General features: G+C 64.5%; 16 protein-coding genes. 10 read left to right on the top strand and 6 right to left on the bottom strand.

Going from position 1 to position 19,361, the window contains the following annotated elements; genetic code table 11:
- Positions 1 to 161: 161 nt before the first annotated feature.
- Both L0U82_RS09470 and L0U82_RS09465 read left to right on the top strand, forming a co-directional pair.
- Complete coding sequence (locus L0U82_RS09470; protein ID WP_442793633.1) at positions 162 to 512, top strand: DUF4810 domain-containing protein; 351 nt, start codon at positions 162 to 164, stop codon at positions 510 to 512.
- Between the two features lie 9 nt (positions 513 to 521).
- Positions 522 to 1,196, top strand: a complete 675-nt coding sequence (locus tag L0U82_RS09465) for a DUF799 domain-containing protein (protein WP_233830286.1) — start codon at positions 522 to 524, stop codon at positions 1,194 to 1,196.
- Between the two features lie 57 nt (positions 1,197 to 1,253).
- Here L0U82_RS09465 and L0U82_RS09460 read toward each other — a convergent pair whose 3' ends face one another.
- Positions 1,254 to 2,141, bottom strand: a complete 888-nt coding sequence (locus tag L0U82_RS09460) for a LysR family transcriptional regulator (RefSeq protein ID WP_233830284.1) — start codon at positions 2,139 to 2,141, stop codon at positions 1,254 to 1,256.
- Between the two features lie 274 nt (positions 2,142 to 2,415).
- Here L0U82_RS09460 and L0U82_RS09455 point away from each other — a divergent pair, with 274 nt between their 5' ends.
- From L0U82_RS09455 to L0U82_RS09445, 3 genes are all read left to right on the top strand, one after another.
- On the top strand, positions 2,416 to 3,357 hold the full coding sequence (locus L0U82_RS09455; RefSeq protein WP_233830281.1) for a LysR family transcriptional regulator: 942 nt from the start codon (positions 2,416 to 2,418) through the stop codon (positions 3,355 to 3,357).
- Between the two features lie 178 nt (positions 3,358 to 3,535).
- On the top strand, positions 3,536 to 4,147 hold the full coding sequence (gstA, locus tag L0U82_RS09450; RefSeq protein ID WP_233830279.1) for a glutathione transferase GstA: 612 nt from the start codon (positions 3,536 to 3,538) through the stop codon (positions 4,145 to 4,147).
- 1,168 nt (positions 4,148 to 5,315) lie between these two features.
- Positions 5,316 to 6,062, top strand: a complete 747-nt coding sequence (locus L0U82_RS09445) for a glucose 1-dehydrogenase (RefSeq protein WP_233830277.1) — start codon at positions 5,316 to 5,318, stop codon at positions 6,060 to 6,062.
- Between the two features lie 202 nt (positions 6,063 to 6,264).
- On the opposite strand, the gene L0U82_RS09440 is transcribed toward L0U82_RS09445, so the two are convergent.
- Positions 6,265 to 7,161 carry a LysR substrate-binding domain-containing protein gene (locus L0U82_RS09440; protein ID WP_233830275.1) on the bottom strand — a complete coding sequence of 299 codons (897 nt, stop codon included), beginning with the start codon at positions 7,159 to 7,161 and terminating at the stop codon, positions 6,265 to 6,267.
- A gap of 126 nt (positions 7,162 to 7,287) precedes the next feature.
- Here L0U82_RS09440 and L0U82_RS09435 point away from each other — a divergent pair, with 126 nt between their 5' ends.
- The gene (locus L0U82_RS09435; RefSeq protein WP_233830272.1) at positions 7,288 to 8,544 is read left to right on the top strand and encodes a 2-aminoethylphosphonate--pyruvate transaminase; all 1,257 of its coding nucleotides are present in this window, start codon (positions 7,288 to 7,290) and stop codon (positions 8,542 to 8,544) included.
- 51 nt (positions 8,545 to 8,595) lie between these two features.
- Complete coding sequence (gene phnX / locus L0U82_RS09430; RefSeq protein ID WP_233830270.1) at positions 8,596 to 9,399, top strand: phosphonoacetaldehyde hydrolase; 804 nt, start codon at positions 8,596 to 8,598, stop codon at positions 9,397 to 9,399.
- 81 nt (positions 9,400 to 9,480) lie between these two features.
- Here the strand turns inward: phnX and L0U82_RS09425 are convergent, their stop codons facing one another.
- The gene (locus tag L0U82_RS09425; protein WP_233830267.1) at positions 9,481 to 10,419 is read right to left on the bottom strand and encodes a LysR family transcriptional regulator; all 939 of its coding nucleotides are present in this window, start codon (positions 10,417 to 10,419) and stop codon (positions 9,481 to 9,483) included.
- 223 nt (positions 10,420 to 10,642) lie between these two features.
- Here L0U82_RS09425 and argG point away from each other — a divergent pair, with 223 nt between their 5' ends.
- From argG to L0U82_RS09410, 3 genes are all read left to right on the top strand, one after another.
- A complete protein-coding gene (argG, locus tag L0U82_RS09420) occupies positions 10,643 to 11,977 on the top strand; it encodes an argininosuccinate synthase (protein ID WP_233830265.1) in 1,335 nt (444 codons plus the stop codon).
- Positions 11,978 to 12,200: 223 nt separating this feature from the next.
- A complete protein-coding gene (locus tag L0U82_RS09415) occupies positions 12,201 to 13,262 on the top strand; it encodes a GGDEF domain-containing protein (RefSeq protein WP_233830263.1) in 1,062 nt (353 codons plus the stop codon).
- A gap of 137 nt (positions 13,263 to 13,399) precedes the next feature.
- The gene (locus L0U82_RS09410) at positions 13,400 to 13,675 is read left to right on the top strand and encodes a hypothetical protein (protein WP_233830261.1); all 276 of its coding nucleotides are present in this window, start codon (positions 13,400 to 13,402) and stop codon (positions 13,673 to 13,675) included.
- A gap of 32 nt (positions 13,676 to 13,707) precedes the next feature.
- On the opposite strand, the gene L0U82_RS09405 is transcribed toward L0U82_RS09410, so the two are convergent.
- The 3 genes from L0U82_RS09405 to L0U82_RS09395 are packed head-to-tail and all read right to left on the bottom strand — an operon-like array spanning position 13,708 to position 19,065.
- Complete coding sequence (locus L0U82_RS09405; protein ID WP_233830259.1) at positions 13,708 to 16,602, bottom strand: Hsp70 family protein; 2,895 nt, start codon at positions 16,600 to 16,602, stop codon at positions 13,708 to 13,710.
- A 13-nt stretch (positions 16,603 to 16,615) separates the two neighbouring features.
- On the bottom strand, positions 16,616 to 18,463 hold the full coding sequence (locus L0U82_RS09400) for an Hsp70 family protein (protein ID WP_233830257.1): 1,848 nt from the start codon (positions 18,461 to 18,463) through the stop codon (positions 16,616 to 16,618).
- On the bottom strand, positions 18,460 to 19,065 hold the full coding sequence (locus tag L0U82_RS09395; RefSeq protein ID WP_233830255.1) for a DUF2760 domain-containing protein: 606 nt from the start codon (positions 19,063 to 19,065) through the stop codon (positions 18,460 to 18,462). Before L0U82_RS09395 ends, L0U82_RS09400 begins: the two co-directional genes overlap by 4 nt.
- Positions 19,066 to 19,361: the final 296 nt, after the last annotated feature.

Raw genomic sequence — 19,361 nt, 5'->3', positions numbered from 1 at the left:
GCGCGTCGGCCTCATGCATTGACTTCTTGCATGGACCTCACGTTAGCCGCGCCTAAAGCGCTCAACCGTGCAACGCGGCCTCGCGCGCCTGTCATGCCGCGCGTCGCCGCGCCATCCCCAACAACTATTGATTCGTTTCCCCAATGAGAACCACCTTCATCATGAAAAGCGCATGGCTGCCGCTCGTTGCCGCGGCAGCGATGCTGGCCGGATGCGCGGCGTCTGGACCCGCGCCGCTCTACCAATGGGACGGCTATCAGCCGCAGGTCTACGAGTACTTCAAGGGAAAGTCGAGCCCCGAGCAGCAAATCGACGCGCTCGAACAAGCGCTGCAGACGATCCGCGCGAAGGGCAATACGCCGCCGCCCGGCTTTCATGCGCATCTGGGCATGCTGTACGCGAGCGTCGGTCACGATCAGCAGGCGAAGCAGGAGTTTGCCGCCGAAGAGCAACTGTTTCCCGAATCGTCGACGTATATGGACTTCCTGCTGAAAAAGCCCAAACAACCCTAAGAGAACGCCATGCTGAAACTGATTTCCGTGAAGCTCGTATCGGCGCTGTCGGTCCTCGGCCTGCTGGCCGCATGTGCGACCCAACAACCGCACGCGACGGACTACACCGCCTTCAAAAAAGCCCAGCCGCATTCCATTCTCGTGTTGCCGCCGGTGAACGACACGACCGATGTCAGCGCGTCGACCAGCATGCTGTCGCAGATGACACTGCCGCTCGCCGAATCCGGCTATTACGTGATTCCGGTCGCGGTGATGGAGGAGACGTTCAAGCAGAACGGTCTGACCGCGCCCGTCGATATCGAGCAGGTCGCGCCCGCGAAGCTACGCGAGATCTTCGGCGCGGACGCCGTGCTGTTTTCGAAGATCTCGGCGTATGGGTCGATCTACCGGCTGGTGGATGCGACCACCGTGGTCACCGCGTCGGCGAAACTCGTCGATCTGAGAACGGGCGACGTGCTGTGGCAGAAAGTCGCGACGGCCAACGGCAACGAAGTCGGCGCGAATGCCGGCATCAACGGCGGGCTGATCGTGATGCTCGTGCAAGCGGCGGTCAAGCAGGTCGCGCATTCGCTGACGGACGAAGCGCACGATGTCGCTGGATTGACGAGTTCGCGGTTGCTGTCGGCGGGGCCGCCGAATGGCTTGCTGTACGGACCGCATTCGCCGAAGTTTGGCTCGGACTGAACGGCGTCGGTTTGTTGAGCCGGTATGCGCGAGCGTGCTGGCTTTTTCCTCCGGCGCTCAGGTCCGTTTGAACAACTGTCGCGCGAGCGAACACATCAGCATGGTGGCCGGCGATTCGTCCTGTAAGCGGCGGCTCATGATGATCGGCGACGCAGCACTGGCCGAAGGAATCCGCCGGTACACGACACCATGCGCGCGCAGACCTTCCACGCTCTCCGGCACCAGGCACACGCCAACTTGCGCCGCGACCAGTCCCAGCGCGGTCTGCAATTCCCTCACTTCATGCACGGCCTTCGGTTCCAGCGCCTGATCGTGCATCGCCGAAAGCTGTTGGTCCGCGTAACTCGGCCGCGGTGTGCTCGGATAGACGATCAGCGTTTGCTCGGCGAGCGCAGCGAGCGTCAAGGGCTTCTTTTGCCGCGCGAGCGGATGGTCCTGCGGCAACGCGGCGATCATCGGTTCCTCGACGAGCACTTCGCGCGCGAGTTGCGCGTCATCGAAACGCAGACGGCCGAAGCCCACGTCGATACGGCCGCCCTTGAGCGCGGCCAGTTGCTCGATCGTGAACATTTCGATCAGCGACAGCTCGATATGCGGCGCGGCCTCGCGAAATGACCGGATGACGGCGGGCAGCGCGCCATACAGCGTCGACGGCACGAAGCCGATCACGATGCGCTCGGCCAGTTGCGCGAGCCGGCGCGTGAGCGGCGCGAGTTCGTCGGCTTCATCGATCAGACGCTTCGCCTGCGTATAGAAAATGCGGCCGGCTTCGGTGAGCCGCAATGGCCGCGAGCCGCGCTCGAACAGCGGCAAACCGACGCTTTCCTCGATCTGCTGGATCTGTCGCGACAGCGGCGGCTGTGTCATATGCAGACGGTTGGCCGCCCGCGTGATGTTCATTTCCTCGGCGACCGCGATGAAGTAGCGAAGTTGGCGGAATTCCATGCATACCCTGTGGACAGAGGTTTATCCGGAGCCCGGCATGTTGCCGTCTGGACGTGCGTCGTTATCGGAAGATACTTAAAATCGATCGCGCATATTCTATTCCGCAATTTTTTCCGGCATTGATCTTCGTTGCGATTGTTGCAATCGCAGTGATTTGTGCGTGCGGCGATCGGCGAGGTTCACGGCGCCTCGTGTTTGAACCTCGGGCGTCGGCCTTGAGTGTCGACCATCAGCTTCAACTATCAGGCTTCACCTACAGGCAGGACCATCGAACATGACGAATCTGATGCATTGGCGGCTGTTGGTGGCGATCGCCGATACGGGCTCGGTTTCCAGCGCTGCGGCGCGATGCGGTATCACGCAGTCGGGCGCGAGCCAGGCGATCAGCCAGTTGGAGGACATGCTCGGCATCAGGATACTCGTGCGCGACCGGCGCAAGACCACGGTGACGGCGATCGGCGAACCGGTGATCGAACGGGCGCGCCGCATGCTGGCCGAATGGGATTCGATCAAGGCTCTGGCCGACGCGTCGCGGGGGATGCATACGGGTCGCATCAAGCTCGCGACTTTTCCGTCGGTGTTCACGAAGCTGTTGCCGGGTCTTCTGCAATCGTTCAGGGAGCAGCATCCCGGTGTCGAAATCATCGCGCTCGACGGTACCGACGAAGAAATCGAGACGTGGCTCGCGGCCGGCACGATCGACGTCGGTGTCGTGATGAATCCGGCGGCCGGGAGCGATGCGTTCGTGCTCGGCCGCGATGCGTGGGTCGCGGTGGTGCCGACCGCGCATCCGTTGGCGCGCCGTTCGAGCAGCGTCGCAATCGCGCTTGAGATGCTGATCGATCAGCCCTTCGTCGTCGCGACAGGCGGGTGTCATCTGAACGGCCAACGGCTCGTCGAAAGTGAGGGTTTCGCGTTGTCCGACGTGCGCATTTCCGTGCGCGACTGGCCGACGGCCTTCGAGTTGATTCGCGACGGGGTGGGCCTGTCGGTCGTGCCGGAATCGATGTTGCCCGGCAATCAGCAAGGGCTGCGGATCTTCAGACTCGACCGGCCGATCTATCGGGAATTTGGTCTGATCAGTGCGGAAGCGGCTCGCGGTGCACCCGTGGTGCAAGCGTTTTTCGAGCACATTCGCAAGAGCATGCTGCCAGGCCCACGCGGTTCCCGCGGCGCGGTTGGCACCGTTAGCCGTGTGAGCGAAGCCACGTCATAAGCGTGGCTAATGAGGGCTTGGTCGAATCCGGACTTTACGCGCGCCTCTGCGGGGCCATAGCATTGGCTGTTCATCGCGACGAACGCGGCTGCAAGGCCGGCCGGCTACGCTGTGTTCGCCGTTGTTATCGCCAACTACGTCCGACTATGGTCGACTATCGCTCAACAGGGAGCAGCACTTGAAACTCTATTTCGCGCCCAACGCATGCTCGTTCGCGCCGCACATTATTCTGCGCGAGCTGGGCGTACCGTTCGACCTGGTGCGCGTCAACAACCGGACCAAGCAGACTTCGGAGGGGCGCAGTTTTCTCGAGGTCAATCCGAAAGGCTACGTCGCCGCATTGGCGTTGAGTGACGGCGAGGTCCTGACGGAGGGGCCCGCGATCCTGCAGTACCTGGCCGATCTGAAGCCCGACACCATGCTCGCGCCGGCCAACGGCAGCTGGCAGCGAGTGCGTTTGCAGGAGAGCCTGAACTTCATCACGTCGGAAATTCATGCGGGCTGTGCGCCGTTATTCAGCCCGGACATGCCCGGCGAGGTGAGGACGTTTTTCAAGGAAAAGCTCTATATGCGCCTCGATTCCGTCGATGCCGCGCTGTCGCGGCAAGACTATCTGATGGGATCGTTTAGTGTCGCCGATGCGTATCTGTACACCGTGTCGTCGTGGTTGCCGAGGTTCGATATCGACATCCAGCGCTGGCCTTCGCTGGAGCGTTTCGTTGCGCGCGTTAGCGCGCGGCCGTCGGTGCGCGCGGCGCTGATGGCTGAGGCGGCGATGCCTGAGGTTTGAGCGGTTCGTGGTGGAGAGGTGAAGGGGTGCGGTGCTGAAGTGCTGTAAGCGGCGGCCGGCTAGAGGCTGCGCGTTACTTTTCCGGAAGCGCAAGCGCGGCTTGTCGCCGCTGATCGGTGCGCTGATCGATGTATTCACGGTCTGTCACCAGCGTGTTCGTCGTGCCCGCAGTACCCTGTCTATAAAGGGCTCGCTTTGACAAACGAGGGCATGTTTCAGCTGCTCGATCCGTCTCTCACGATATCCATCCCGCTGATCATCGCATCCCGCGAACATGCATGCGTTCGCTGTCGTTGAACCGGGCGATTCGCTCGCAGCGATGTTGCCCACGCTCGCCGCCATGCAGCTCGGCACGCGCGTCTCGCGGAGCATCAGCGCCGCGATTTTCAGCGAGGGCTCTTCGTCTGTCGCCTCTGCCTCTACATTGAATAAACCGCGTGCGCATTCGTTTAATCAAGACGTGACAGCGGCGAATATCGAAGGAGGGAGATCGTGTGGCACGTTCTTCTGGATACGCTCGGCGCACTTGCGGTACTCGCGAGCGTGACCGCGCAGATCATGATGCTGCGCAAGCAGTGAGTGATCTGCGTCTATTTCACTGCGCCTGTTTGTCCTGTTTATTACATCGGCGCGCAAAGTCAGAGTGAGGCTTTGATATGCTTCGCAAGTTGACCAGGCATTCGCGGGTTGACGAGGCATTAATGCTTGCGATGCAGTACACGCAATGAGCAGCGCCCGCTTATGCGTCCTAAAGCCGCCGAGCTTTGCAGACATCGTCGCATCCGGTAGATCATGCGTAGCACCACGTCCGGCGCGTACGCCGTCCCCACACCTTCCGCATGCCTCGCGCATCGTCGGATTTCAATATGTGGCACCACACACCGCCACGATCACCAGCCGATGCGCCCCAGGCCCACGCCCAAGCCGAAAACAGTAAGCGATCCCATAACCAAATAACCACGACACAAAGCACGCCCTCCGCATTCAACCACTCCGATTGTTCGCCGCAACCGGCCTATCAATTCGTTTCGAGCCACTTTATCCGGACGATGCCGATGTCTACATTGTCTCCAGTGACGGCGCCACTGCATCTGCAGCTTCAGCGGCGCGAACCTCGCGACTTCTCGCGGCGGCGCGCTGGCGCAAACCAATCTGAAAGGACACGATCATGAGCAAGCTCACAGGCAAAGTAGCGGTAGTAACGGGTGGTTCGAAAGGCATCGGCGCGGCGATTGCGAAAGCATTGGCCGCGCAGGGCGCGTCGGTGGTGGTGAACTATGCGTCGAGCCGCGCGGGCGCCGAAAAGGTGGTCGCCGATATCGCCGCGGCGGGCGGCAAGGCAGTGGCGGTAGGTGGCGACGTGTCGAAGGCCGCCGACGCGCAGGACATCATCGATACGGCGATCGAAACGTATGGCCGCCTCGATATTCTCGTCAACAACTCGGGCATCTATGAGTTCGCGCCGATCGAAGAGATCACCGAAGCTCACTTCCATAAGCACTTCGATATCAACGTGCTCGGTCTCCTGCTGGTGACGCAGGCGGCGGTCAAGCATCTCGGCGAAGGCGCGAGCATCGTCAACGTGAGCTCGGTGGTAAGCCGCATCACGCCGCCGAACGCGGCGGTCTATACGGCCACCAAGGGCGCGGTCGACGCGATCACCGGCTCGCTCGCGAAGGAACTCGGCCCGCGCAAGATCCGCGTAAATTCGGTGAATCCGGGCATCGTCGAAACCGAAGGTACGCATGGCGGCGGCATCATGGGTTCCGATTTCGAAACGTGGGCGATCAGCACCACCCCGCTCGGACGCGTCGGTCAGCCTGAAGATATCGCCGACGTGGTCACGTTCCTCGCATCGGACGACGCGCGCTGGCTGACCGGCGAAAGCCTGATCGCGAGCGGCGGTTCGCGTTAAGCGTGACTTTTTTGGCAGCAGGGCTGGCAATGCTCGCATAGCGTGCCAGGCGTGATAAGTGAGCGGCGCGGCCGGTAGTACGAAGGCCGCGCCGCTCGCTGTTTATTCATAACATTGCCGCGCAACCGCAACCGCAACCGCAACCGCAACCGCAACCGCAACCGCAACCGCAACCGCATCGGCGCTTGGGGACCGCCGTGTTCTACACACGCCCCCCTTCGCCGCCCCCCACCTCATCCGCCCCCACCAACTCCACCGCAAAAAACGCATCGAGCAGATTCGACCCCGGCCGCTCGGCCAGCCGCGTCAGCGATTCGATCATCTGCACCTGGCAATCCTGTAACGGCACCATCCTGATGCGCCGCGATTCCTTGAACTCCGCGCGCGCGATCACGCCGACCCCCATGCCTTGCGCGACCGCTTCCTCCAGTGCCTCGCGCCCATCGACGTAAAGTACCGGCTCCACCTGCAGCGATTCGCGCACCAGTTCGATTTCGAGCAGTTGCTGCGTGACCGATTGCGGCTCACGGAAGATCATCGGCTGTTTGACCAGTTCCGCGTAACTGAGCCGGCGTTTCTTCGCGGCGGGGTAGCTCGCCGGCACCATCGCGGCCAGCGGTTCGCGCCGCAGCACGCGCGACTCCAGCCGGCTATGCACCTGCGGCGCGGCGGTGATGGCGGCGTCGACCGCGCTCGATAGCACGCGCTGCATGCACTCGGCCGCGTTCGCGATCGACAGTGTGACGATGATGCCCGGATGCCGGCGACGAAACGCACTGATCAGCGCGACCGCCAGATCGGGCGCGTCGGCGGCGAGCGATAGCGAACCCGATTCGAGCCCGCCTGCCGATTCGAGCAACTGACGCGCGTCGCGCTCGCAACTGAGCATATGCCGGGTGACGCTGAAAAGCCGCAGACCCAGCTCGGTCGTCTCGACGCCGCGCGGCCCGCGCTCGAACAGCTTGACGCCGTAATCCTGCTCGAGCCGGCGCACGTGATCGGACACCGCCGGCTGCGTCAGCGACAGTGCCTGCGCCGCTTTCGAAAAGCCGCCGTGTTCCGCGACCGCATGAAACGCCCGCAATTGCGCATATTGCACATGTGCCTCGCTGCAAAGCCGTTGGATAAGTTTTTACGATATCGACATCGATTATATCGATTTTACCTATGACTGGCCTTTCGATACTGTGTGACGTATCGACATAGCGAATACGGAGTTCCAGTCATGGAAAGCACGCCCGGCGGTTCAGCGGCGAAATCGGTGGCAGCCGCCGCGGCGGCGAGCATGACCCTCCACGGCACGACCCGGCGCGCGCGGCCGGCCGGCGGCGAGCCTTATCTGCTGACACCGGGGCCGCTGACCACCGCGCTGTCGACCAAAGAGGCGATGCTGCGCGACTGGGGCTCGTGGGACGGCGACTTTCGCGCGATGACCGCGCAATTGCGCGCGAGCCTGCTGCACATCGCCGGCGACATCGCGGGCGATTACGACTGCGTGCCGCTGCAGGGCAGCGGCAGCTACTGCGTCGAAGCGATGCTCGGCAGCCTGATTCCACGCGATGGCCACACGCTGGTGCTCGCGAACGGCGCATACGGCAAGCGCGTGGCGACGACGCTCGGCTATCTGGGCCGCGCCTGCACGCTGCTCGACAAGGGCGACTATCTGCCGCCGCGCGGCGTCGAAGTGGCGCGCATGCTCGACGCGGACCCGAGCATCACGCATGTCGTCGCGATTCATTGCGAAACCAGCTCCGGCATTCTGAATCCGCTCGAGGAAATCGCCGCCGTCGTCGCAAAGAAAGGCCGCAAGCTGCTGATCGATTCGATGAGCGCGTTCGGCGCGGTGCCGCTCGACGTGCGGCAGATCGTCTGCGAGGCGTTCGTGTCGTCGGCGAACAAGTGCATCGAGGGCGTGCCGGGGTTCGGCTTCGTGATCGCGCGCAAGAGCGCGCTCGCCGACACGAAGGGCCGCAGCCATTCGCTCGCGCTCGACATCCACGATCAATGGGACGTGATGAACCGCACCGGACAGTGGCGCTTCACGCCGCCCACGCATGCGGTGGCCGCGTTTGTCGAAGCGCTGCGTCTATACCGGCTCGAAGGCGGGCAGCCGGCGCGGCTCGCGCGTTATGCGAACAATCGCGACGTGCTGGTGGCCGGCATGCAAGCGCTCGGCTTCGAGCCGCTGCTGAGCGCGCATTGGCGTTCGCCCGTCATCGTGACGTTTTTCTCGCCCGCGCATCCATTGTTCGAATTCGCGCGCTTCTACGAACTGATGAAGCAACAGGGCTTCGTCATCTATCCGGGCAAGCTGACGGTGGTGGACAGTTTTCGCATCGGCTGCATCGGTCAGGTCGACGCGCATGTGATGCGAAGCGTGGTCGAGGCTTGCGCGTATTCGCTGCGCGCGATGGGCGTCACGCACGCGGCGCCGTCGGCGGCCGCGCTAGACGAGCGCGATGCGCTCGCGCAGGCCGCCTGAGACCAATCCTTCGCGCTCGCGACTCGCAATCTATTTCAAGGACCAAAGCAGATGAAACACGTCAAGGCAGTGATTTTCGATTGGGCCGGCACGGTGGTCGATTACGGTTCGCGCGCGCCGATGGGCGCGTTCGTCGAGACCTTCGCGCAGTTTGGCGTACCGATCACGATCGACGAGGCACGTGGGCCGATGGGCATGGCCAAGCGCCCGCATATCGCGGCGCTGATGGCATTGCCGCGCGTCGCGCGGGCATGGGCCGACAAGTACGGCCACGCGCCGGCCGATGCCGATATCGACGCGGTGTACGACGTATTCGTACCGAAGAACATCGCGGTTGCCGCGAGCTATAGCGCGGTGATTCCGGGTGTCGCGGAGGTCGCGAGCGCGTTGCGTGGCGACGCTATCCGCATCGGCACGACCACCGGCTATACCCGCGAGATCATCGACGAAATCGTGCCTGGCGCGGCTGCGCAGGGCTTTTCGCCGGACAGCATCGTGTGCACCGGCGATACGCCGGAAGGACGGCCGTCGCCATACATGATCTATCGCACGCTGCCGCAACTGGGCGTGTGGCGCGCAAAAGAGGCGATCAAGGTCGACGATACCGAGGTCGGCATCGAGGAAGGCATCAACGGCGGCACATGGACGGTCGGTGTCGCGGTCAGCGGCAACGCGTTCGGGATGAGCGAGGCCGAGGTGAAGGCGCTGCCGGCCGATGAGTTTGCTACGCGACGCCATGATGCGATCGAAAAGCTGAAGGCGGCGGGCGCGCATTACGTGATCGACAGCGTCGCCGATCTGATGCCGGTCGTGTACGACATCGATGCAAGGCTCGCGCGCGGCGAGCGGCCTTGAAGCGGCTTTGACGCCGATTTGAAGCCGCGGTAGCAACGGAAAGGTAAGGGCAGCGCGCGATGGCACGCTACCCAAGCCACCTCACTCGAAAAAGCCAACCGCCAGATCGATGAATTCGCGCACCTTGCGCGGCACGAACTCGCGGCTCGGATAGACCAGCGAAACGGCCACGTCGCCATTGAGCACCTTATAGCCGTCGAGCACGCGCACCAGCGTGCCCGCGCGCAATTCGTCGGCGACCATCTCGAGCGGCAGCAACGCGATGCCCATCGCGCCGAGCGCCGCCTGCTTCTGCATGATCATGCTGTTGACGGTAAACGACGCATCGACCGCGATGCTTTCGTTGCGTTGGTCCGCGTCTTCGCCTTCGTCTTTACCGTCGCCGCCGTCGCCATTGCCATCGCGGAAGATCCACGTCGGCGCGGCCGTGTTGAACGGCGCGGCAATCAGCCGGTGTCGCGCAAGTTCCGCCGGCTTTTGCGGATGCCCGGCCTGCGCGAGATACGCGGCCGCGGCCACCGGCACCGCGTGCGAATTGATCAGCCGCCGCACCACCAGCGATTCCGAGCGGATCATATGCTCGGTCACGATGCCGACGTCGAAACCGCCTTCGAGCAGATCGACGCGCTTTTCGGTCAGCGTGACGCGCAGATTCACCTGCGGGAAACGCGCCTGATAGGCGGAGAAGAGCGGCGTCAGGCGAAACAGCGAAAAGCTGCCGAGCGCGACGATCCGCAGATCGCCGGCTACGTCGCGCGACGCGGTGGTCGCGCGCGACTCCACTTCGGCGAGTTCGGCGAGCAGCACCCGGCAGCCGTCCGCGTATTGCGCGCCGGCTTCGGTCAGCACGACCTTGCGCGTCGTGCGCTGGAACAGGCGGATGCCGAGATGCTGTTCGAGACTGGAAACGTGGCGCGTCACCACCGATGTCGACACGCCGAGTTGTGCCGCGGCCTGCGCAAAGCTGCCGACGTCGGCAACCTTGACGAAGGCCTGCATGGCCTGGAAAAGATTGATCATCTGAATGCGAGAAACGTCTTGTTGTGGTCAGCGACGGGGGCTGGAAAGCGGGCAACAGCGGGCCAGGTAGCGGCCCATGCAGCGACCCAGGCAGCGGGCAAAATCCAGGGCCGGACGGCCGTTCACGGTATACTCCCGCGTAACTTGCCTGATCGCGAGGCTTGCCCGATACTCTGCTGTTCCCTCCAAATCTCCCCGTACGTCGAGTTTAACGCTACTGTCTATGAGTACAATTCTTGAAAATGTTCCGGTTGGCCAGAAGGTCGGCATTGCCTTTTCCGGTGGCCTCGACACCAGCGCCGCGCTGCACTGGATGCGCCAGAAGGGCGCCGTGCCGTACGCCTACACGGCCAACCTCGGTCAGCCCGACGAAGACGACTACGATTCGATCCCGCGTCGCGCGACGCAATATGGCGCCGAAGGCGCGCGCCTGATCGACTGCCGCGCGCAACTGGTCGCCGAAGGCATCGCGGCGCTGCAGTGCGGCGCGTTCCATATCTCGACGGCGGGCGTCACCTACTTCAACACCACGCCGATCGGCCGCGCGGTGACCGGCACGATGCTGGTCGCGGCGATGAAGGAAGACGGCGTCAACATCTGGGGCGACGGCAGCACGTATAAGGGCAACGACATCGAGCGTTTCTATCGCTACGGTCTGCTCGTGAATCCGGATCTGAAGATCTACAAGCCGTGGCTCGACCAGCTGTTTATCGACGAACTCGGCGGCCGCGCGGAAATGTCCGAATTCATGCGCCAGTCGGGCTTCGACTACAAGATGTCGGCGGAAAAAGCGTATTCGACCGACTCGAACCTGCTGGGTGCCACGCACGAAGCGAAGGATCTCGAAAGCCTCGAATCGGGTATCCGCATCGTCAACCCGATCATGGGTGTCGCGTTCTGGCGCGACGACGTGCAGATCGCGAAGGAAGAAATCACGATCCGTTTCGAGGAAGGCCAACCGGTCGCGCTGAACGGCAAGACTTTCGCGAATCAGGTCGAACTGCTGCTGGAGGCGAATCGCATCGGCGGCCGTCATGGTCTCGGTATGAGCGACCAGATCGAGAACCGCATCATCGAGGCGAAGAGCCGCGGCATCTATGAAGCACCGGGTCTCGCACTGCTGCATATCGCGTATGAGCGTCTCGTCACCGGTATCCACAACGAAGACACGATCGAGCAGTACCGCGAGAATGGCCGCCGTCTTGGCCGTCTGCTGTACCAGGGCCGCTGGTTCGATCCGCAGGCGATCATGCTGCGCGAAACCGCCCAACGCTGGGTCGCGCGCGCGATCACCGGCGAAGTGACGGTCGAACTGCGTCGCGGCAACGACTACTCGATCGTCAGCACGAAGTCGCCGAATCTCACGTATCAGCCGGAGCGTCTGTCGATGGAGAAGGTTGCGTCGACGTTCTCGCCGCGCGACCGCATCGGTCAACTGACGATGCGCAACCTCGATATCACCGATACGCGCGACAAGCTGCGCATCTACTCGCAGGTGGGGCTGCTGTCGTCGAACGAGACGTCGGCGCTGCCGCAGGTGAAGGGCGACAACGAGTAACGCAGCGTTTGCATGAGCGGGCTTCAGTGAAGTCCGCTCGCTCAACACGGCATCAAGAATGGGCCCGCTCGCAAGAGTCGGCCCATTTTTATTGGGCTTCATCCGACTGCATTTCACTGCACTGGCGCAGTGGGCAGACCCCAATCGTCTGCGGAATAGCACGCGGCGTTTTGACGCCAGCGGACCACTTTATGCTCAAGTTTCACGCGCCTATGCCGTTGACATGGCCAGAACCTATTATGGAAAACCCGCCGTGCAACTCGCTTACAGTAACGACCGCCTCGCCAGCCGGATGCCCGCGGAGCCGCCCGTCAGCAGCGAGGCCGAGGTCGAGTCTTCGGTTATCGAATGGCTGTTGCACGACGATCAGGTGATGCGCGAGTGCTTTACGCACGCGGCCGAAATTCTGAAGAGCGTGACCGGCGCGGCGATTACCGCGATCGTGCTGCTCGACGAGGAGCATCAGCACTATCGCGCGGAAGTCGGCATGGCGATGCCGCTCGTGACGCGCGCACGCTCGCTCGCCGACTATGCGGTGCGCGACGCGGAACTGTTCGTGATCGAGGACGCGCATGCCGACAGCCGTTTCGGCGAATGCATGCTGGTCAAGCGTCATCCGTTCGTGCGGTTTTACGCGGCGATCGCGCTGCGCGCGCCGAACGGCGAGATCGTCGGCGCGTTGTGCGCGATGGACCCGTCGCCCGGCCGGCTCGACGAAGGACAGCGCGGCGTGTTCCATCATCTGCGCGCGATGGTCGAGAACGATCTGAAGATGCGCACCGCCACCGCGATCGATCCGCTCACGCAGCTCTATAACCGCCGCTTCCTGCTGGAGAGCATCGCGCGCCGCTGGAAGGAAGCACGCGATGGCGACGTGATGGGCTCGGTGGTCGTCGACGTCGACTGGTTCAAGCAGTACAACGACACCTACGGTCATCAGGCTGGCGATCATTGCCTGCGTGAGGTCGCATCGGTGATGCAGGCCGCCGCCGATGGCGAGCGCATCATGGTCGGTCGTATGGGCGGCGAGGAATTCGGGCTGCTGGTGCTCGAAGCGCGGCCGTGCATGCTCGAAGACACGCTCGAAACGCTGCGGCAGGGCGTGATGAATCTCGCGATCGAGCATCGCGCGTCGCCCCTCGGTGTGGTGACGGTCAGCGTTGGCGCATCGCTGACGCGCATCAGCGATCTGTCGCGTCCCGCGCATCGCGATGGTTTTGCGACTGCGGACCGCGCGTTGTATAGCTCGAAGCACAACGGCCGCAATCGCGTGACGATGGCGTAGCTTGCTGCTTCGCTCGAATTTCTCTTACGGCACGCGCAAAAAATTATTCGCACAGGTTACGCGTGCATCGATCGTCCATCAGGTTTTCTTAAGGTTGTGCTGCTCAGATAAAGAGTCGAACAACGGCGAGAACAACAATGATGACCCGTGGACGCAAGCATGGCCGCGTAGCCGACAAACAGCAGTACCGGTCGATCTATGTTGTGGAACTGGCGCGTGGCAGTTCCTATATCGCGAGCACGTTGAGCGCCGAGAGTCTGCATGCGGCGATTGCCGAAGTGCTGCGTGATTTCGCGCTGCAATACGGCGACGACGCGCTGCCGCTGTTTCGCGAACTGCTCGCGGAAAGCCTCGAAGACCGCGGCAACGTGGCGGCGGCGCAGGCGGTGTGGGATTTCGAGCCGCGTAAATAGCGCCGCCCGTTAGCGGTCCGCTCAGACACCCATCAGCCACCGATCAACTGCAACCCCGCCGGCAGCGCCTCCCCGAATACACGCCCTTCGTCGGCGTTATCAAGCGCGACCGTTTCGCTGACCATCGTGATCCACGCGCGCGGCGCGGTCGTCGCTTCCAGACGCCGCACGAGCGTGGCGCGCAGATCGTCGGCGAGATCGCGCGAGCGGTCGCCGGTCATGCGCGCGATCTGCACGGCCGCGAATGCCGCGGGATCGACCTTCTTCCAGTCGAGCTTCAGGATCGCGTCGAGCCATTGCGCGGCAACCTCGGGCGGCACGACGCTATGCGCGCTGCCGTAGAACGGCTGCCGCGCACCGATACGCCCGACCGCCCACCAGCTCTGATGATTTTCCGACGGCTTTTGCAAACGCGCGAGCACCGCCTCGCCGAGTTCGATCTTGCGTTCGGCCGGGATCCGTTCGAGCGATGCGCCGAGCCGCACCATATCGGCGAAGCCGGTCTTCGCGACATCGAACGGCAGCTTGTGACGCGATTGCGCGGCCTTCTGCAGATAGTCCATGGCCTCCAGAACGCGCAGTTGCGCGTCTTCACCGAGGCCGCCGGCTGCGCGGCGCCACAGCGTCCACCATTCGGACCACACCTGACTGTCGCTCACATACTGGATGCCGTCGTCGAACAGCGACCACAACTGCTCGACACGCCATTCGTCGAGCGGATAGCCGAAGCCGGGCCGCACGCAATAGCCGGCGAGATTCAGCCATAGCCGTTCGTGATCCGCCGAGCGGCGCCGGCGACGCGCGCGTTCCCACAGCGCGCCGAACAGTTCGCGCAGCAACGCGCTGTTCCAGCTGTCGCGCGGGCCGAGCAGATGTTCGAGCTGCGCGCGCAGCCGTTTGATTTCCTTCGGATCGACATTGTGTGCGCGCGCACCGAACGAGCGGTCGATCAGTTCGATCGCGCGATCGAGCGCGGGGTGACGTTCGGGCCCACCAGTGGCGCCGAGGTTCACCTGCGCGTCTTCGCGGCGTAGCTGGAATTCGAGCAGCCAGCGCTGCGCGGGATTGTCGAGTTCGATGCAATGGACGTCGAGCGTGCCGACTTCGGTCAGCGACGTGGCGATACGCACCGCGGTTTCGCGCGCGCCGTCACCATCGCGCGGCTGCACGACGGTGGCGATCGGCGGCAGGCGCACGAAATCGCCGTCCGCGAGATCGATCAGTTCGCCTGGCTGATACACGGTGTCCGCGCTCGACGACACCAGATGGAAGCGCACCGGGTGACCGAGCCGCAGCGCGAAGGTGCGATCCGCGATCAGGATCTCGTGGCCTTCCTCGGTGCTGCGCGGCAGCAGGCAGATGCCGCGTGGTGTCGGTGCCTGGTTGGCGTCGCTATCCGGTTTGGCAGCGGGTGCGTCGTCGAGCACGAGGAAATAGCTGCGCGGCGAGCCGCCGCCGATTTTCGGCGCGAAGCCCGCGCGCGCCAGCGTATAGGCAACCGCGCCGCGCGCGACAGCGACGTCGGGATTGTCGTTGTGCAGGACGTTGAGCGGCGCGCCGCGCCAGCCGCCGAGCGTGTCGGCGAGGCGCCTTGACAGCGCGTCGGCGCGGAACACGCCGCCGTTGAGCAGCAGCGTGTCGGGGATGGGCAGCGCGGCTTCGCTGCCGTTCGTATCAGCATCACCATCGGCTGACGACGCGGAACCGAGCGCCTTGCGCGATTGCGCGGCGAACCGGTCGAGAAACGCCGCGATATGCCGGGTAATCGCCGCATCGGTCGCATAGGGCAGGCCGAACTCGACGATCGCGCCGCGCGCTCGACCCGGCCGGTCGTGCGCGGCGACCTTCGGAAAAAAGCCATCGACGATGATCTTTTCCGCTTCATCACGCGTGAGCTGAGCGGTGCGCGCGCCGCCGATCAGCTTCGAGCCCGCGCCGAGCAGCGTCACCGATGCCGACTCCGGCGCCTGCTCGCCGAGCAGTTGCTCCTTCACGGCGCGGCAACGCTCGACCAGCTGCGACAGACTCGCAGCCGATAGCCGCTGCGGCGCTTGCGCATTGCGACCAGAAGCACCCGACCCACCCGGCAAGCGCGCCTCGACCAGATGCGCGAGCGCGAGATCCATGTTGTCGCCGCCGAGCATCAGATGATTGCCGACGCCGATGCGCGTCAGGCGCGGCTCGCCGTCGTCGCCCAGCGCGACTTCGATCAGCGTCAGATCGGTCGTGCCGCCGCCGACGTCGCAGATCAGCACGAGACGCGTATCCGCAAGCTCGCCGGCAAGGTTCTCGCGATGATGAAACAGCCAGTCGTAGAACGCCGCCTGCGGCTCTTCGAGCAGCCGCAGCGACGGCAGCCCCGCGAGCCGCGCCGCTTCGACGGTCAACGCGCGTGCGCCTTCATCGAACGACGCCGGTACCGTCAGCACGACGTCCTGCTGTTCGAGCGGTGCATCCGCAAAACGCTGATTCCACGCGGCGCGCACGTGCGCGAGGTAGCTCGCGCTGGCATCGACCGGCGACACCTTGCGGACTTCGTCGGGTGCACCCCACGGCAGGATCGGCGCGACGCGATCGACCGACGCATGCGACAGCCAGCTTTTCGCGCTCGCGACGAGCCGCCCCGGCACCTGCGCACCGAGCAGGCGCGCGAGCCGGCCGACCACGACCGGCGAGCCCGCATCGCCGTCGATACGACCCATCGCTTGATGAGACCACGGCAATTGCAGATCGGCCGCGCTCAGTTCGCCGTCTGCCGCGTGATAGCGCACCGACGGCAACAGTGGCCGCGCGGCGACTTCGCCGGGGCTCACCAACTGCTCGATCTCGAAGACGCGGATCGTCTGCGATCCGCGTTCCGCATATGCCAGCACCGTATTACTGGTACCGAGATCGATGCCGACGCTGTACCGCTTCATCTCAGTCATTCATCCATCTCATTCAGCCATGCGCGCTGCCGCGCACGTCGAATTCGACTTTCCAGCGTTGATCCGAGCCGCGCGGGATCGCTTCGAGTTCGAGCGTGCCCGCCTCGGTCACGCGCGCATGCAGCTTGACCGGCACGACTTCGCCGGCGGTGCGGCCGGCCGCGGGCAGCGTCGCCTCGATTTCCTCCAGCTCCTGCAATTCCTCGGGGCCCCAGTAGTCGAGCAGCGTGCCGACCTGATCCTGGCGACGCACCGACGAGCCGAAGAAGCGGAAATGCACCGGCTCGCCGACCACCAGGCCGAATTCCTGCGCGGGCAATTCGGCGTCGGTGCCTTCCTCCATGCCGAACGGCGCGACGCACAGCGCCTGCACCGGCGGTTCGAGGCCGGGCACGGCCGGCATCGCCGATTCGATTGCGATGTAGTACGCGCGCGCGGTGCCGCCGCGAATCCGCACGCCGCGGCCGCGCCGCACGTAGCCGTAATAGGCCGCGCCGCGCGCGACTGCCAGATCGAGATCCGCGCCGCCGAGCAGACGCGCGGGCGCCGCACCTTCGGCCGCGAGCCACTGATTCAGCGTGCCCATGATCCGCTCGACCAGCAGTTCCGACTTGAACACGCCGCCGTTGAACAGCACGGCGGTCGGGTGCAGGAAGCTCGCGTTTTGCGCGACATGCTCACGCAGTCCTTCGAGTTCGGCCAGCGCGCCGACCTGACGGCCGAGGAAGGCCGCCAGATGCCGCGTGATACCCGCGTCCTGCGCATACGGCAGGCCGAGCTGCGTCAGACCGACCCGTGCGCGGCTGACCGGACGCGCGGCGCTGTCCACCTGCGGGAAGAAACCTTCGAGGATCGTCTGCGTGAGTTCGGCGCGCGTCAGTTCGGTGCGGATCGAGCCGCCGATCAGCTTCGAGCCGCGGCTCGGCACGACGAGCGGCACGGTGTCGGTGGCGGGATCGCTGAGCAGCGTTTCCTTCGCCGCGCGGCACGCGTAGGTGAGGGCGCGCAACTGCCATGCGTCGGCCTGGGTGCCCTGCGCGGCGAGCTTTCTCGCGACCACGTGCGCGAGCGCGAGGTCCATGTTGTCGCCGCCGAGCAGGATGTGATCGCCGACCGCGACGCGATGCAGTTCGAGATTGCCGTCGCGCTCGATCACCGCGATCAGCGACAGGTCGGTGGTGCCGCCGCCGACGTCGACGACGAGGATGATGTCGCCGACCTGGACCTGCTTGCGCCACTGGCCGCCGCTTTTCTGGATCCAGCTATAGAGCGCCGCCTGCGGTTCTTCGAGCAGCGTCATGCGGGTGAAGCCCGCTGCGTCGGCGGCTTCGGCGGTCAGTTCGCGCGCGGCCGGATCGAACGACGCGGGGATCGTCACGGTGATGTCCTGATCGGCGAACGGCGCGTCCGGATGCGCGTGGTCCCAGGCTTCGCGCAGATGCGTCAGATAGCGCACCGAGCTTTCGAGCGGCGACACGCGCGCGACTTCGGGCGGCGCATCGTTCGGCAAAATGCCCGCGCGACGGTCGACGCCCGGATGGCACAGCCAGCTCTTCGCGCTCGATACGAGCCGGATCGGCGTGCCGGCGCCGCGGCTGCGCGCGAATTCGCCGACCGCGAATTCGCGCTGGCCGGTCCACGGCAGATAGAGATCGCCCGACGCGAGTTCGTCGGGATGCGGCAGGTACAGGAACGACGGCAGCAGCGGCAGATTGTCGATCGCGCCGGGGCCGGTCAGCTGCGCGATCGGCAGCACATCCTGCGCGGTTTTCTCGCCGTCGCTCGCGTGCGTGTCCACGTAGGACATCGCGCAGTGCGTGGTGCCGAGGTCGATGCCGATCGAATAGCGTGCGTCGCTCATAGTTCCACCTCCGCCGGCGCGATGACCTTCGCGTTATGGCCGTCCGCGAGCTTCGGCAGACGCACGTCGTCGACGCGCCAGCCGCGATGGCTGATGCTGCCGTTGAACGGCGCGCTGCCGACCACGTTGCCGGTCAGGCGGATCGCGCTCGCGTCGAAGCCCTCGGCGAGCGTCACGCGGCTGCCTTCGGCTTCGTCGCGCACCGGGCGGATCGTGAAGTGCTCGCGCAGCGTCGCGCGGCAGCCGTCGTGGACGAGGCGCGCGGCCGCGCCGATATCGGCGTCGCTATAGGCCTTGATGTCTTCCTCGACGAAATCGATGAAGCGCGCGTCGCGTTGCAGCAGACCGAGCAGTTGCAGCGCGGCGTCGGGCGTGGCTTCTTTCAGGACCGGCGCGGGTTGCGGTTTCGGCTGCGGGGCCGGTGCGGGGGCGGGAGCGGGTGCTGGCGCCGCGCTGGCTTTTTCGCCGATTTTCTCGCCGTTTTTTTCACCGTTACGCAGACGCAGTACGTCGGCGGCGAACCCGCCATTGCCGAGAATGCTGAAAAACGTGCCGACGGCCAGTGAAATCCGGCCGAGGAAGGAAGGGTTCGAATCGCTCATAAAGGCTCCTGATCTGCTCTGTCAAAGGACGAGCTGTCCTTGCCGCGCCGCGGGTGCCGGGCGTTGAAGCGTCGGCGGGGCCGCGGGGGCCATGGTGTCGTGGGTCGGCGGCGCTGCCGGTGGACATGCCTGCGCGCACCGTGTGGCTGGGCACGGAGCCGGTCAGCCATGGGGGCGTGAGCCGTGCTTTATGCAGCGGGTCGGCCGCGCCCGCGGCGCGCGCAAAACCTGTATTTTGCCTTGCGGCGCACCCCAACGCGGACAAAGCCGGCAATTCTAGCGGGCAATCGGGTGGG

The sequence above is a fragment of the Paraburkholderia sp. ZP32-5 genome (assembly GCF_021390495.1).
Taxonomy (GTDB): domain Bacteria; phylum Pseudomonadota; class Gammaproteobacteria; order Burkholderiales; family Burkholderiaceae; genus Paraburkholderia.
This window is presented reverse-complemented; position numbering and strand designations above follow the sequence as displayed.